Origin of the sequence: Flavobacterium sp. 140616W15, from assembly GCF_003668995.1 — a bacterium.
Lineage (GTDB): Bacteria > Bacteroidota > Bacteroidia > Flavobacteriales > Flavobacteriaceae > Flavobacterium.
On sequence record NZ_CP033068.1, the window covers coordinates 483,346 to 499,481 of the forward strand.

Below are 16,136 nucleotides of genomic sequence, written 5' to 3' on the forward strand. Positions count from 1 at the left end.
TTCTTTCATAGAATTAGATTTAATTTGTAAAGTTACAACAATAATTACCCGACTTGAAGGAGCGATGTCTAGGCACTGTTTAGACATCAATAACGCATGTATTTTTCACATAGTAAATATGTAAAAGCAATGCTTCGTAGTCCCTTCTCTTTTTTCACTTTTAATATGAAATATGGCTGTAAATATACCTTTAGAAAAAAACAAAGATTGGTTCAAATTAAAACGATATCCACATATTGGTTTTCCTTTGAAATCAAAGAATCGTGCTGTTTGGATCGAAGGTTATATAACAAATCCTGAAAAAATTATTACACATGATTTTCTTCCTTTTATTCACAAAAAAAGTAAAGTTAGAAAATTCAGAAAATCATATTGCAAAAAGACTGGGATTCTAAAATACAGTATTGTAAATGGAAATAAGAAAACTCGTTCAGCAAGTACCAAAGAACGCGAATTGTATTATGCTGGTCACCTCGATTCTTTGGTTTATAGTTATTATGCTGAATTACTAACCAAAGACTACGAAAAACTAATTTCTGACAAAGAACTATCTCAGGTCGTTACTGCGTATAGAAAGATACCTTTAAAGGAAAAATCAAAGAAAAACAAATGCAATATCGACTTTGCCGTAGATGTTTTTAAATCAATTGATGAGTACCCTGAAGATCATTTTATAGCCATAGCATTTGATATTAAAGGTTTCTTTGACAATTTGAATCATAAGAAGTTAAGGGCAAAGTGGAATGAAGTCATAGGGAATTTAGAAGGGCCAATGCCTAAAGATCATTTTAACGTTTTTAAAAACATTACACGATTTTCCTATATTGATTTGGTTGACATTTTCGAAGAATTCCAAAACAACATTTTTGTTAAAACAACGAAAAACGGTAAGGAAACGGTAACAAGAAAAAGAGTTTCAAAGGTCAAATATCTAAAGAAATCTGATGCTGTTGCATTTTGCACGAAAACAGAATTCATATCCAAAAGTAAAAAACTTGTAAAAAAAATCAGGCATATTAAAGATGATGTAGGTGTAGTTGTAACTAAGGATTTTGGAATTCCGCAAGGATCACCTATCAGTGCAATCCTAGCAAACATTTATATGCTAGATTTTGATTTTGAAATCAATGAGCATTTAAAAGGAATAAACGGTATATACCGAAGATATTCTGACGATATGGTTGTAGTGTGTCCTCTAGATAAAAAACAAGAGATCATAGATCTTTTTAATCAAAAAATTAGTGAAATCAATCTTACTATTCAAAATAAAAAGACACAGATTTTTCATTTTCATAGAGATAATAATTTATTAAAGTGTGGTCAAGAGTATGAAAACTTGATAAATTTTGACAAGAATTTTATATACTTAGGTTTAGAATATAACGGTGCTCAGGTAACAATTAAATCAGCAAGCTTATCTGGGTATTATAGAAAAATGAAACGAACTATAAGAAGAGCAAGACATTTTTCAAGTACTTCCACTAGTAAATACCCAGGTGAACTCTTTAAACGGAGATTATTAAATCGCTTTACTTACAAAGGTGCTACTAGAAGAAGAAAATATATATTTAATACTAAGAAAAAATATTTCGAAGTAACACAGCACTTTGATTGGGGAAACTTTTTATCATATGCTTACAAAGCGCACACCATAAAATTTTCTAATAAAATCAAGAATCAAACAAAAAGACATTGGAATAAATTGAACAAACTTCTACAATAATTTGGAAACAAGCAACAACATAGAGCAAAATGAATATGCCAAGAACAGCAAAGAAGAAGTGATTTTTATTCTTGATGCCGTAAGTGGTCGGAAGGGTTATTGGTGTCTTAGCTGTGACAAAGAAATGCAGGCTGTACACTTCAAAAATGAAATTTACAAATCTTATTTTCGGCATGATGCTAAGGATGTTAAAATAGAACGTAAATGCACTTTCAGAAATGAAGAGTATCGACATAAACTTGCTATAACTATACTTCAGGAAAGTAAAAGTGTTAAAGTGCCAAACCTAAATAAATATTCTGCAGATGGAAAAAAAGCTGTACTTCTGGAGGAGTCAGAATTTATAATAGCCAAATCTGTAAAAGTTGAACAAACGTTTTATGAAGATGACGAAGGAAATATTAAATGGGGTAAAAATCCTGACATAGAAGACAGAAATTTACTTTTTCGCCCTGATTTGGCTTTCTTCAATACTAAAGGTGAACCGATTTTATTAATTGAAATCGTAGTAACACACAAGCTATCTGATGAAAAAAAAGTAAAAATAAGAAGATTAGGAATTGACACCATACAAATTAAAATACCAAAGGATTCACATGATAATATTGTCAAAAGTTTAAAAACTTCTACTAACACTAAATGGGTATATAATGAACTCGAAGAACGCACTGACTTCTTACAAGTTTCCAAAGGAAATCGAGAAGAAATATTATCAATTGACGAATTCGAAAGAGAGTTTTTCCAAGAATCTCTCGCTTGTAGAAAATCACAAATTAGCAATCTTATACGGTCAATTGGAAGATCTTTGGAGGGGCAACAATACCGAAATAATGTTTTCCAACTTGAACAGGAACTATCAAGAATTAAGACAAATACAGACCGAAATAGAGAGCGACTGGAACAGTTACGAAAGGAGCATCGAGATAGAGTTACAGAAAGATTTAGAGATTCGTATGAACAGATTGAAAGTCAAGAAAGAGAATTTGCCGAGTATATTGAACGAGAGCAGGGAAAATTGGCAAATGAATATTACGGAGCAACAGAAGAAATTAAGCGCAAAGACGGAAATCTGGAAGCAAGATATCTTAAAAGAAGAGGAGAACTTACAAATCTGCAACGAGAGATTGAATATCGAACAACAGAAACTGAAATTAGTATCGATGGACGAGGAGGAATTGGTGAAAAAGCAATTAGAATACAAGAATCTTCAATACGAATACAGCGAGAAATCGAAAATGAGGAAGTTAGAACAGGAAAAATTAGAGAATCAAGAAAAAGCATACGAAGAAGAATTGAACTACTACCATTTGAATTTGAAAACCGTGAAAGAGAACTTGGAGGACAGTTTGCTCAAGAAGAAGCAAAACTTGAAAGTGCGCCAGAAAGATACAGAGACAGTATTATTCAAACAATTGATGGAACAACACCTTTCACAATTGAGTTGCCCGACAGAATTAAAAAACTACTTGAAGCAAGAAGAATTCTCGACGATTATGAAAGTAAACAATTCACTCTTAAACGATATAAATTCATGCTTGAAAGCGTTAGAAAGGGAATTTAACAAAAGAAATATAGATTCTGAGGATTATTTTTTAAAGTTTAAAAATGAATCTTTTTAAAATTAAAGGAAGCACTGATAGTAAAATTTATAAGTTTGTGGATGACTATGATGTCAATCTGACAAAAAAAAACTTTCAGAACGGAGTTGAAGATAAAAAGGAAACTCATTACGTTTTGATGAATATTGAGGATGAGAACGATATAATTATAGTTCCAATATCTAAGACTTTACTGCATGAATGATTTATATACTGTGTCAGTTATTTCTGGGAATAGGTACTTCTTTTGCACTTCTTTTGGGGTCTCTGCTTTTTCTGTTATATCTCTATTTAATGAATAAATCTGCTTTATTACTAGAAAGTTATGCCTCAGTTTGAGAAACGAAAGCGCTGAAACCTAATTAAAAACATATAAAACATTATGGAAATAATTAAAAAAGATTATATCATTTACGACTTCGAAATTGAAAATATTCAAGAAATGATGGACTGGATTAACGAAAAAGCAGTCAAAGGGTACAAAATTATTAATGTACATTATTATAATTTAGGCGATATTCAAAAAGTACGCTATATTCTTGAATTAGAAGATTTAGAAGCAACTAATAATTTTAGTAGAAATAGATAATTTCTCCTCGCTTGCACGAGCGGGACGCTCGCGCAAGCATATAAACACTTCATAACTCCTGTTTATTAGTTAACACTCTAAGAATCTTCACCAACCATCTCACTAACATCACTTAAAAACTCAAATTCATCCATAGGAAACATATGCAGTACAGTTTCCAAAATCAGACTGACATTAATAACTTCATTTTTGTTTTTCTCAGATAGTTTATGAGTTTCCTCATCGAGAGCCAGAATGCATAATTTTATCATATCGGTAATAACACAACCCAAATCATAATAATTTACGAACTTAATTTGAGCGACATAAGCTTTCGACTTGTCGTTAGCAGGTTTTAATGTATGAAAATGTAAGGCAGTTAATCTTTTGAGATTCTCTAAAGTTTTAGTTTCATTGGTTTCCATGATTGTATGTGTTTTAGTTAGAATTGTTAATCGTTTTATAATTTGACTTTTATAAATTTATTATAAGAAAAATTGTACTTTTGTTTAATTCGCTGCAAGAAAGAAATAGATTGTGCGGTATCAAATCATTTTTTGCTGTATTGTACGGCGCTAAATATGTTTTTTACATATTGCCATTTATTATACTTAATTATTATCTTTGAATTATGAGCACACTTACAAAACCAAATCATATAGGGCGAAAAATTAGCCGTATTCGTGAACTTCGTGATATGAAACAGGAAGCTTTGGCACAAGCTTTAGGAACTAACCAACAGGCTGTATCTGCTATCGAAAACAGTGAAACAATAGACGAAGAAAAACTAATCGAAGTAGCAAAAGCACTTGGCGTAACGGTTGATGCCATTAAGAATTTTACAGAAGAAGGTGTGATTAATTATTTTAATACTTTCAATGAAAGTCCTAACAACTATTTTGGACTTAATAACTGTACATTCAATCCGTTAGATAAATTAATGGAAACAGTAGAAGAAAATAAAAAACTTTACGAGCGTTTGCTTCAAGCTGAAAAGGATAAAATCGAATATTTAGAAAAATTACTAAAAGGGAAATAATATTCTCGATAAAGATTTAATTTTAAAAAAACAGCTCCATCTAGAGCTGTTTTTTTGTTGTTATTTTCTTGTTTTTTTATGAGAGAAATGATTTAAAGAATTACTTATTATTTTTAAGTTTGGGGAAAATTAGAAATTATGACACATCAACAAATCTTAGATAAACTGGCTGCAAAATCATTAGTTCAAAATATTGATGAGGATTTGGCAAGACTTACTGGTACTGTGATGAGGTACGCCAAGCATGATAAAGAAATAGCTGCCAATCTAACTAATTATATACTTCCTAAAATGGTACTGCGCTGGAATTGCATATTAGAAGCAGATAGTTCAGAAGTGACAATTAATTATAAACGTAAAGCCTATATCGCTTTAGCATTAACGCTTCATAAATATGGGCTAACAGATGAAATAATCAAAGAAAAGGCAATAGATGCGATTGATGACTTAAATAAAGAAGTTGTTTTAAGTGATGATTTTTTTAGAAAAACGGCAGAGATAAAAGCTTTCATAAATTCTAAAGCGACTGAATTAAAACGAATACCATCATCTCCAGATAATATTACTTTTTACAGACCGAAGGATGTAATTTCTATTCAATTAGGGAAACAATATTTCTGTGCCTATATACATAGCCACGAACGCCCAAATGAAAGTCCGATACTTGAATTTTATGATAAGATATTTGATAGTGTTCCTAAAATTGAAGCATTAGAAAAAATAAAAGCAAAAGGAAGAATGTATGACAGTGGTGTCACACGAGTTTCTAAATTTTCGGTTGCAGGAATTAAATTTTTACCAGACTTGGCAAATCAAATCAAATTAATCGCAGCTTGTGTTGAAACTCCACCTTCTAATACCCATTTAGATGAACCGGTGGGTTTGTATACCATAACAGATATTTTTGGAATTCAGGATGATATTGACAACTTGTTTAAGTAAGCTTTATTTTAATAGCAAAGAGCGAATAAGAAAAAAACAAACCCCAATTCTCTAGAGAGTTGGGGTTTGTTTGTAATAACTAAAATAGCAATTGTCTTGCTTTGCAAAAAGTTGCTAAATTAACGACGAAAAGCTGGGCTTTGATTAACCGTTTCGTCAGTTGTTTTGTTTGCTTTAGAAGATTTTACAACAATTTCGTGTTTTACTTTCTTAGCATTGTTCTGTAATTCAAGGTAGTACGTTCCTGCAGGGTATGCTTCTAAGCTTAATGTTTTTGAAATTTCTAATTCATTAGTAGCTATTCCTTTGTATATCAAATGATTCTCGTTGTCAAAAATTGAAAAACTTGATTTTTGTTCCCCGTTTAAGGTAAAACTAACTACTTTGCCATTTCCGGTTTTTATATTTAAAATATAATCTCCCTTTCCATCAATTGCATAAGTACTCATCGTTGTCAAAAAAATAACCAATACTAAGCTTAATCCTAAAATCTTCTTCATGTCTTTGTTTTTTGTTTTAATTTTCAAATCGCGGTGCGCAAAACTACAAATAGTTTGTTAACTGCAAAATATTTTTTATGTTAAATTCATGGCCTAAGTCGTTGATTTAAAAGTGTTTCTGTTCGACCTGTGATTATATACGGATTTATAGCGGCTTTGGATTTTATTTTATCACTTTTTTTAATCAACACTTTGCGATTTTGTAGTAATTGGCGTATAAAAAATGATTTTAAAGCAAAAAAAATTTGGATAAATGTCTTGTTTTTGAATATTTAGCACTCTTTTAAATAAAAAAACAACTCTTTTAAGAAATAAGTTCCAACCGAAAACTCTTCGGTAGCTGTGGCTAAAAAAATAAATCTACATCATTTTGTATGTAAGAAAAAATTATATTTACATTCTTGTTTTTCAATATTGTAACAAACAAGCATCAATTAGTTAGATTTAATCAAACAATCAAAATTATAACCTTCATGAATTTATTTAGAACACTTATCGTATTTACTCTTACGGGAATAGTTGTTTCAAGCTGTGGCAAAAAAGAGCCAGCAGTATTTCCGGATCCTTTAATAACCAATCGTGATACAACGATTAATCCAGCAGATGATTTTTTTAATTATGCCAATAATGGTTGGTTTAAGAAACATCCAATTCCGAGTACCGATAGCAGTAATGGTATTGGGAGGATTGTTATGGATACAATTAATGAACAAATAAAAACGATTTGCGAAAAATCGGCTGCAGATGAATCGGCTGCAAAAGGAAGTAACAAACAAAAAATAGGCGGTTTCTATGCTTCGGGTATGGATACGATTGCTATCGAAAAAGCAGGATTGTCTCCGCTTAATAGCGAAATGAAAAAAATTGCTGCTATAAAAGATGTTCCTTCTTTGGTAAATTCTATAGCGCATTTACAAACTATTGGAGCTAGTCCGGCCTTTTCATTTTATGTAAGTCAGGATGATAAAATAAGCACAAAATATGCGTTGTTTTTTGGACAGGGCGGATTAGGGATGGATGAAAGAGGCTTTTATCTTGATACTGATAAGCGAAATACATCTATTCGTAAGGAGTATTTAACGCATCTTAAAACGATGATGAAATTTACTGGCGAGGACGAAGCTACGGCTGCTAAAAGCGCTGCAACTATCATGAAACTGGAAACTGATCTGGCAAAATCTTCTCGTAAACTAGAAGAGCTTAGAGATCCTATAAAAAACTACAATAAACTTACAGTAGAACAATTTAGCAAAACGACTCCCAATATCGATTGGAAAACAGTTTTACCAGTTTTAGGAATTGCCAAAGCTGATTCGGTAATTGTGGGACAGCCAGAATTTTTTACAGCATTAAACGGATTGCTAAAAACACATCCTCTGGAGGAATGGAAAACATACCTTAAATGGAATTTGGTTAATTCTTATGCAAGCTATCTAAATGCCGATGTAGAAAAGCAAAATTTCAAATTCTTTTCGACTGTAATGAATGGAGTAAGTACTCAAAAACCACGTTGGAAAAGAGTTGTTGGACAAACAAACAGTTACTTAGGCGAATTAATAGGGCAGGTATATGTAGCTGAATACATGCCAAAAGGCGTGAAAGAAAAATTACTGGAAATAGGTAATAATATACGTGACGTATTTGCTTTACATATCAAGAAATTAGATTGGATGAGTGATACAACAAAAGAGAAAGCATTACAAAAATTGAATAAAATCGTTATGAAAGTGGGGTATCCAGATAAATGGAAGGATATGAGTAAACTTGCTGTCGATAAGAATTCTTATTGTGGAAATGTAATGAGAGCCAATTCTTGGCATTACAATGATATGGTAAACAAATATGGTAAAGCTGTAGATAGAAACGAATGGAGCATGCAACCACAAACGTATAATGCGTATTATAATCCGAGTAATAACGAAATTGTGATTCCGGCTTGTAATACGATCGTTCCGGGTTATGAAGGAAGAATGCCTGATGATGCTATATTATACGGAATTCTTGGAGGTTCTTTCTTTGGACATGAAATCACACATGGTTTTGATGATCAAGGAAGTCAATATGACGAAAAAGGAAACCTAAATAATTGGTGGACTGCTGAAGATTTGAAAAAATTTAAAGCAAAAACGAAGTTGATTGTAGATCAGTATAATAAGTTTACTGTATTAGGTAAGCACGTTAACGGTGAAGCAACACAAGGAGAAAATATTGCCGATTTAGGTGGTGTTGTAGTAGGTTACGAGGCATTTAAGAAAACAGCTCAGTATAAAAACAATGAGAAAATTAGCGGATTAACTCCAGATCAGCGTTACTTCCTTTCTTATGCTTATTCTTGGATGATCAATAGAAGAGATGAATCTAAGATTAATCAAATCATGACCGATGTACATGCTCCTGAGCAATTTAGAGTAAACGGACCATTAAGTAATATGCCTGAATTTTATAAAGCATTTAATGTGAAAAAAGGGGATAAAATGTATCAACCAGATAGTTTGCGTGTGGTGATTTGGTAACTTTTTTGAGGCTCAAAGGTTAAAAAAAAGGTACAAAGGTACAGAGGTTTTCTGTAGAGGCGCCCCGCAGTGCGTCTTTCTTAATGAAACGAAAAGTTAAAAAGAAGTTCTGAGGTTCAAAGGTTTTCTGTAGAGAAGCACTGCAGTGCGTCTTTGTTAAATAGGAGTGAACATAAAGTAACCGTAATTTTATATATAAACTTGCACGATAAATCTCCGCAAGAAACAGGCAGTAAAGTGTCACGTTTCTTGTGGAGATTTTTTTATAAAGGCAATAGTGTAGTTATTTTATGCTCAATCCAAAACTTTGTCCCTTTGTCCCTTTGCCCCTTTGAGCCTTTTCCCCTCAGTACCTTTTCTAAAACCTTTACCTCTTTTTTTATATCTTAGAGGCTTAGCAACTCAGAACCTTAAAAAAAATGAAAAACTTTAAAATTGTATTGATAGCTGCTTTTTTGTGCAGTTCTTTTTTGTCTTACGGAGCCAAAGTAGACACGCTACAAATACCAAGTGCAGCGATGGGAAAAACGTATAAAGCGGCAGTTGTTTTGCCCAATTCGTATGCCAAAAGCAAAGCATCATTTCCAGTATTGTATTTATTGCATGGCGCCTATGGGCATTTTGGAGATTGGCTAAAAAGTATACCAGATAAAAAACTAGTACAAAATTTATCCGATCAATACAATTTGATAATCGTAATGCCAGAAGGGGAAACGTTTAGTTTTTACTTGGATAGTCCAGTAAATAAAGAAAGCCAGTTTGAAACGTATATCACCAAAGAAGTAATTCAGAAAATAGACAAAACATATCGAACTATTACCGATAGAAAGGGAAGAGTAATCTCGGGACTTTCTATGGGAGGACATGGCGCATTGTCCTTATCGGCTAAGCATCCTGATTTATTTTGTGCAGCCGGAAGCATGAGTGGGGCTGTAGATATGGGCGTTATGTTAAATCGAGATTCAGCGGCTGAGGTTGTAAAGCTAATGCACCCCGTTTTTGGAGATAAAAGCAATGATGTTGAACTGTACAAACAAAACGCCGTTTTAGGAATGGTAGATAAAATAAAAGCCAATAAACTAGCTTTAATTATAGATTGCGGAGTAGATGATTTTCTGATAGAGCCTAATCGTGAATTACACCGAAGATTGTTGTATAATAAAGTAGCCCACGATTATACCGAAAGACCAGGAGCACATACATGGGAATATTGGGAAAATGCATTGCCTTATCATGTATTGTATTTTAGTAAAGTTCTGGCTAAAAATGGTGTTGTTGTAAATTAAATATAACCAATTAGCTATGAGAAAGAAATATGTTTCTTTTTGCGTTCTTTTTTATACATAATAACTGTGCTTTGATGAGTGAAATGTACTATTTATGAATTATATCTAATATAATTTTAAAAATAACGTTGTGTGATATTCGTGTTTTTGGCTGAAAACTAATAAGATATGAATATTTTTATAATATTTATCGAATAAATCGTCACTGATTATTTTTTTTGGTTTGATTTTTGGAATACCTTTATGTATAAAAACTTAAAAATAAAAAACATGAAAAAGATAATTACACTTTTTGCGATTATAGGGTTAGTCGCATTTTCTAGTTGCGAAGGACCAGAAGGACCAGAAGGACCTCCGGGATATGATGGACTTCCAGGACCTCCGGGATTTGTGAGTAAAGTCATGGAAATTAGAAATAAAGATTTTGCATATAATAATGTTGATGGTTTTTATATGTCAGGCGTATTCAATCCACTTATAGGAGATGCTAGTACTATATTAATTTACAGGTTAGTGGGGACAATAGATGCAAGTACTCCAATTTGGCAATTAATTCCAGTTAATATTTCTCTAACTAATAATCGTGAGGTTTATTATGATTATGATTTTAGTAAGGAAGATTTTAAAATCTATGTGCGTGCTAATTATGATTTAGAAACTACTGCAGGAGATTTTCTAGATAATCAAACATTTAGAATAGTAATTATTCCAGGAGCTTTTACAGGTAAATCAGTTAATAAACCTGATTTCTCAGATTACAATGAAGTTATCAAGAAATATAATATTGATGATAGTAAAGTTAAGGAATTGAATTAATTTTTTTACAATAGAAACAAAAAAGAAGCCGTCTCAAGATGTTGAGACGGCTTCCTTATATTTTATATATTGCTAGTTGGTTTTTATAAATGTTAATTGTGAATTTCCTCTCCCACCTCTTCTTCCATCTCCTCCAGTATTCTCAATGTTTATAAAATAGGTTCCAATGACTAAATTAGAAACATCTATACTTATTAGGTTTTCATTTATCACAGAAAAATTAGCACTTACATTTGTTCCCATTATATTTGCTATAGATATCTTTGTACTCGACAAAAGATAGTCAGTTGACTTGTTTTCCACGTATATGATTGAAGAAGCAGGATTTGGATATGCAATTAATGTTGGAGTGCCATACATTCTTCCAGCTTGTACATTTGTTTCGTTGCTATATGAATTTGATGTATAATTTTTATTGTTAATTCTGTAATTAATAGTTGCAATTCTTCTGTAATTATAGGTAGTTTCTACAATTAAGCCACCTCTTGTTCCTATAATAAATTGTAATGGTGTAGGAAGGTAATCTTTTGATGTTGCACCAGTAATATTTGACCATGTGCCATATTGATTTGGTCTCGTATTGGTTATTGCCTGGCTTTGCCATTGATAAGTTATATTTATATTTTGGACATTTTGTGTTTTTTCGATAGCAGCTGAAGAGCCAGTAATTAAGGATGGATTTTCAATTTGTTGTAAAGCAGAGTCCATAGCTAAAACCTGATCACAACAAATCACATTATTATTTTTTAGAGTTCTAGGAATGATCTTTAAAATATTACTAGCATTACTTAAATTTTTATAGAACGCAATTCGTCTAATAACTAGGTAATTATCTTCGAATTTTGGGATCTTTGTTAGAGCAGTATACTCTAGAAATACAGAATTTTCATTTTCGATAGTAATCCAATTTTTAACTAAAAAATCGTCATTTTGATCTGTTATTGCATACTGCCACTCATAACGATCTATAGTAGCAAAAGTATCTCCCCTTAATGGAACATGGTATGGGTTTTCAAGAATATTTAAATTTACTCTGGCAGATGCTCTATCACTATATATTTGTTTTGGGTTTGAATCTATAATTTCAACAAAGCCATTTGTATCGTTACCCCCTTCGATTAAAATTTTGTTGATTATTGGAGTAGGAATTATCTTTATATTAATTGGATTACTGTCATTAAATGGGAAATTTGATCCTATTCTTCTTTTGAAAGTTGCTGGTTCGGTTAAATAGTCTGTGATCAATACATTACTCCTGTCTTGAGAATAATTTATGCCTGTATAAGTTGAGTTAGGGAATTTACTATCAATAATTTTAAGCCATGAAGTTGAAGTTTTTAATTTATCTACTGTAGAAGCTACTAATGGAGCAGGTCTATCTCCATATCTAATAGTTTGATTACAGCATAATGTGTTTTTGAAATTTGGATCTGTGACCGGTGGTGTCACTGGTGGTATTACTGGTGGTATTACTGGTGGTGTTGTTCCACTTTTAATGACAGAAATATTAGAGCTTTTATAAGTTAATCCAGAGAAAGTTTTATATTCTGCATAAATATATCCTTGTGAAGTATTAAAGTCGCTGGCAGATAAAGCTACAACAAAACTACGAGAAGCAAATTTGCCTTCACCAAAAAATAATGCACCGCCATTCCCCCCAATAACAATGTTAGCATTTAGACCATTTAAAGAGTATATACTTATTGTTCCATTGTTTCCAGGTATAGATGGCATTTCAACTGTAACTCCTAATGAAACACTTGATGTAGGAGTTGATTCAAGGTTAATAGGTCCCGAGGTGTAACTTTTGCCATTTACAACTTGTGGTGTAAGGGTTACTTTTTGCCCAAATAAAATAGACGTATTAAATAAGAGCAATAAAATGTAATAAAAGTATTTCTTTTTCATAAGCTGAAATTTTTAAATTAATAACTAATGTAATGTTTTATTTATTAAATCGAGTTAAATATGTTATTTTTCTTATAATTTAACATTTAGGTGAGGAGAAATGAAAAAAAAGTGAATGTAGAAATGAGAGAATGAGAAAAGTAAGATGTTTTATCCGCGTTCCATTCAGATATAAGGAAAAGTTAGAGAGATTAAACTTTTATTCTTAATGAAGCTTAATGACTTAATGGTTTAGAAAAAAATGTTTTTGTTATAGTGAATCTGTTTTATCTGCGTTCCATTCAGATATAAGGAAAAGTTTGAGATATTAAACTTTTATTCTTAATGAAGCTTAATGACTTAATGGTTCAGAAAAAAATATTTTCGTTATAGTGAATCCGCTTTATCTACATTCCATTTCTCATTTTAGGGAAAGCTAGAGAGATTAAACTTTTATTCTTAATGAAGCTTCATAACTTAATGGTTCAGAAAAAAATGTTTTAGCTATAGTGAATCTGTTTTATCCGCGTTCCATTCAGATATAAGGAAAAGCTAGAGAGATTAAACTTTTATTCTTAATGAAGCTTCATAACTTAATGGTTCAGAAAAAAATGTTTTAGCTATAGTGAATCTGTTTTATCCGCGTTCCATTCAGATATAAGGAAAAGCTAGAGAGATTAAACTTTTACTCTTAATGAAGCTTAATGACTTAATGGTTTAGAAAAAAATGTTTTCGTTATAGTGAATCTGTTTTATCCGCGTTCCATTCAGATATAAGGAAAAGTTAGAGATATTAAACTTTTATTCTTAATGAAGCTTCATAACTTAATGGTTCAGAAAGACATGTTTTCGCTATAGTGAATCTGTTTTATCTACGTTCCATTTCTCATTTTAGGGAGAGCTAGAGAGAACTTAATGGTTTAGAAAATGTTTCCCATTACAATTATTCTTCTGTTTTAGAAATTCTCTCATTGTTTTTACTTAATCGCAATGAGGCTATGATTCCTATAATCAGCGAAAGGGCGATAAAAGCGAGAGAGCCCCATTCTGGTATTTCGATATAATCGTGGAGTAGCATTTTAAGGCCTACAAAACTTAAAATTGCAATTAGGCTATATTCTAAATGGCTGAATTTTGCGATCATATTGGCTAAGAAAAAATACATCGAACGCAATCCGAGAATAGCAAAGATGTTAGAGCTAAATACCAAAAAAGGATCTTTTGTTATGGCGAGAATGGCAGGAACGCTATCTAGAGCAAACAACACATCCATTACTTCGATTACAATTAAAGCAACAAACAATGGTGTTGCAGCTTTGCCTTTGGCAGTTTGAATGAAAAACTTTTCCTTATCGGTTTCAGAAGTGATAGGCATAATTTTACTTAAAGTCTTATAAGCAAAAGAGTCCTTTGGATGAAAATCTTCTTTATCACTAGAAAACAACATTTTCATAGCAGTAAAAAGTAAAAAACCTCCAAACAGGTAAGTTGTCCAGGTAAATTTATTAATAAGCATTACTCCAAAGAATATCATAAGACCTCTGAATACGATAGCTCCTAAAATCCCCCAGAATAAAACACGGTGTTGGTATTTTTGCGGAATCTTGAAAGAGGCAAAAATAATAGCAATCACAAAAATATTATCAATACTTAAAGAGAGTTCGATCAAATAGCCTGTGATAAATTTTATAGCGGCTGCAGTAGGTTTTAAGCCATCAGGGTTTTCGATATAATTGGTAGTGTATAGCCAATATATTACACCAGAGAATAAAAAGGAGATGCTTACCCAGATAAGAGTCCATTTACTGGCTTCTTTAGTACTTATAATATGAGGGGTTTTGTTAAATACACCAAGATCAAGAGCTAAGATCCCCATTATGGCAGCTAAAAATAGAATCCAGACAATCATAAACTATTTTTTAATGAATTACAAAGGTAGTTTTTGTTGAGAGATGTTAAATATGAAATGCAAAAAAAGTAAAGTATGATTTTCTTACCATTAAGAGATTAAGAGAAATTAAGTTTTAAATCTGCATGGGGAGGATTTAACCGCAAAGGGCGCAGTCCCGATAGCTATCGGGATACGCAAAGAATGCAAAGAAGTTCCATGATGTTTGTTGAGTTACTTAATGAGATCCTTCCTTCGTCAGGATGACAAGTTTGTGTTAGTTTGCTCGCAGATTAAGCAGATTGAGCAGATTTTAATTCTTTTAATCTGTGGTTTATTTAACCGCAAAGGGCGCAGTCCCGATAGCTATCGGGATACGCAAAGAACGCAAAAGAAACCCTCCGATCTTGTCATTTCGATGAAAGAGACTCGAGCGATAGCGAACAGGCGAAGCAAATCTTCGCGAGAAACTCCATAATCTTTGTGGAACTATCAGGTAAGACCCTTCCTTCGTCAGGATGACACGTTTGTGTTAGTTTGCTCGCAGATTTAGCGGATTGAGCAGATTTTAATTCTTTTTAATCCGTGGTTTATTTTACCGCAAAGGGAGCAGTCCCGATAGCTATCGGGATACGCAAAGAACGCAAAAGAAACTCTCCGATCTTGTCATTTCGATGAAAGAGACTCGAGCGATAGCGAGCAGGCGAAGCAAATCTTCGCGAGAAACTCCATAATCTTTGTGGAGCTATCAGGTAAGACCCTTCCTTCGTCAGGGTGACAAGCTTGTGTTAGTTTGCTCGCAGATTAAGCAGATTGAGCAGATTTTAATTCTTTTAATCTGTGGTTTATTTTATCACAAAGGGCGCAGTCCCGATAGCTATCGGGATACGCAAAGAACGCAAAAGAAACCCTCCGATCTTGTCATTTCGATGAAAGAGACTCGAGCGATAGCGAACAGGCGAAGCAAATCTTCGCGAGAAACTCCATAATCTTTGTGGAGCTATCAGGTAAGACCCTTCCTTCGTCAGGGTGACAAGCTTATGTTAGTTTGCTCGCAGATTTAGCGGATTGAGCTGATTTTAATTCTTTTAATCTATGGTTTATTTTACCGCAAAGGGCGCAGTCCCGATAGCTATCGGGATACGCAAAGAACGCAAAAGAAACCCTCCGATCTTGTCATTTCGATGAAAGAGACTCGAGCGATAGCGAACAGGCGAAGCAAATCTTCGCGAGAAACTCCATAATCTTTGTGGAGCTATCAGGTAAGACCCTTCCTTCGTCAGGGTGACAAGCTTGTGTTAGTTTGCTCGCAGATTTAGCGGATTGAGCAGATTTTAATTCTTTTTAATCCTTTAATCTGTGGCGTATTTTACCGA

General features: G+C 32.7%; 12 protein-coding genes. 8 read left to right on the top strand and 4 right to left on the bottom strand.

Annotated features, from left to right (window positions below):
- Positions 1–172 precede the first annotated feature (172 nt).
- The 3 genes from EAG11_RS02135 to EAG11_RS02145 all read left to right on the top strand — a co-directional run bounded on the left by EAG11_RS02135 (position 173) and on the right by EAG11_RS02145 (position 3,910).
- Positions 173–1,723, top strand: coding sequence for a reverse transcriptase domain-containing protein (locus EAG11_RS02135; protein WP_129537676.1), 1,551 nt, complete (start codon positions 173–175; stop codon positions 1,721–1,723).
- Between the two features lies 1 nt (position 1,724).
- Positions 1,725–3,284: a hypothetical protein gene (locus EAG11_RS02140; RefSeq protein ID WP_129537677.1), complete on the top strand. Its 1,560-nt coding sequence runs from the start codon at positions 1,725–1,727 to the stop codon at positions 3,282–3,284.
- A 419-nt stretch (positions 3,285–3,703) separates the two neighbouring features.
- The gene (locus EAG11_RS02145; protein WP_129537678.1) at positions 3,704–3,910 is read left to right on the top strand and encodes a hypothetical protein; all 207 of its coding nucleotides are present in this window, start codon (positions 3,704–3,706) and stop codon (positions 3,908–3,910) included.
- 77 nt (positions 3,911–3,987) lie between these two features.
- On the opposite strand, the gene EAG11_RS02150 is transcribed toward EAG11_RS02145, so the two are convergent.
- Positions 3,988–4,314: a hypothetical protein gene (locus tag EAG11_RS02150; protein WP_129537679.1), complete on the bottom strand. Its 327-nt coding sequence runs from the start codon at positions 4,312–4,314 to the stop codon at positions 3,988–3,990.
- 206 nt (positions 4,315–4,520) lie between these two features.
- On the opposite strand from EAG11_RS02150, the gene EAG11_RS02155 reads away from it, so the two are divergent.
- Both EAG11_RS02155 and EAG11_RS02160 read left to right on the top strand, forming a co-directional pair.
- Positions 4,521–4,928, top strand: a complete 408-nt coding sequence (locus EAG11_RS02155; protein ID WP_129537680.1) for a helix-turn-helix domain-containing protein — start codon at positions 4,521–4,523, stop codon at positions 4,926–4,928.
- Positions 4,929–5,066: 138 nt separating this feature from the next.
- Positions 5,067–5,870 carry a hypothetical protein gene (locus EAG11_RS02160; RefSeq protein ID WP_129537681.1) on the top strand — a complete coding sequence of 268 codons (804 nt, stop codon included), beginning with the start codon at positions 5,067–5,069 and terminating at the stop codon, positions 5,868–5,870.
- A gap of 119 nt (positions 5,871–5,989) precedes the next feature.
- Here EAG11_RS02160 and EAG11_RS02165 read toward each other — a convergent pair whose 3' ends face one another.
- On the bottom strand, positions 5,990–6,370 hold the full coding sequence (locus EAG11_RS02165) for a secretion protein (RefSeq protein WP_129537682.1): 381 nt from the start codon (positions 6,368–6,370) through the stop codon (positions 5,990–5,992).
- 473 nt (positions 6,371–6,843) lie between these two features.
- Between EAG11_RS02165 and EAG11_RS02170 the strand changes: the two genes are divergently transcribed.
- The 3 genes from EAG11_RS02170 to EAG11_RS02180 all read left to right on the top strand — a co-directional run bounded on the left by EAG11_RS02170 (position 6,844) and on the right by EAG11_RS02180 (position 10,985).
- Complete coding sequence (locus tag EAG11_RS02170) at positions 6,844–8,883, top strand: M13 family metallopeptidase (RefSeq protein ID WP_129537683.1); 2,040 nt, start codon at positions 6,844–6,846, stop codon at positions 8,881–8,883.
- Between the two features lie 419 nt (positions 8,884–9,302).
- Positions 9,303–10,169, top strand: coding sequence for an alpha/beta hydrolase family protein (locus tag EAG11_RS02175; protein WP_129537684.1), 867 nt, complete (start codon positions 9,303–9,305; stop codon positions 10,167–10,169).
- A gap of 270 nt (positions 10,170–10,439) precedes the next feature.
- A complete protein-coding gene (locus EAG11_RS02180) occupies positions 10,440–10,985 on the top strand; it encodes a hypothetical protein (RefSeq protein ID WP_129537685.1) in 546 nt (181 codons plus the stop codon).
- A 72-nt stretch (positions 10,986–11,057) separates the two neighbouring features.
- Here EAG11_RS02180 and EAG11_RS02185 read toward each other — a convergent pair whose 3' ends face one another.
- Both EAG11_RS02185 and EAG11_RS02190 read right to left on the bottom strand, forming a co-directional pair.
- Positions 11,058–12,893: a T9SS type A sorting domain-containing protein gene (locus EAG11_RS02185; RefSeq protein ID WP_129537686.1), complete on the bottom strand. Its 1,836-nt coding sequence runs from the start codon at positions 12,891–12,893 to the stop codon at positions 11,058–11,060.
- A 922-nt stretch (positions 12,894–13,815) separates the two neighbouring features.
- The gene (locus tag EAG11_RS02190) at positions 13,816–14,781 is read right to left on the bottom strand and encodes a TerC family protein (RefSeq protein ID WP_129537687.1); all 966 of its coding nucleotides are present in this window, start codon (positions 14,779–14,781) and stop codon (positions 13,816–13,818) included.
- Positions 14,782–16,136: the final 1,355 nt, after the last annotated feature.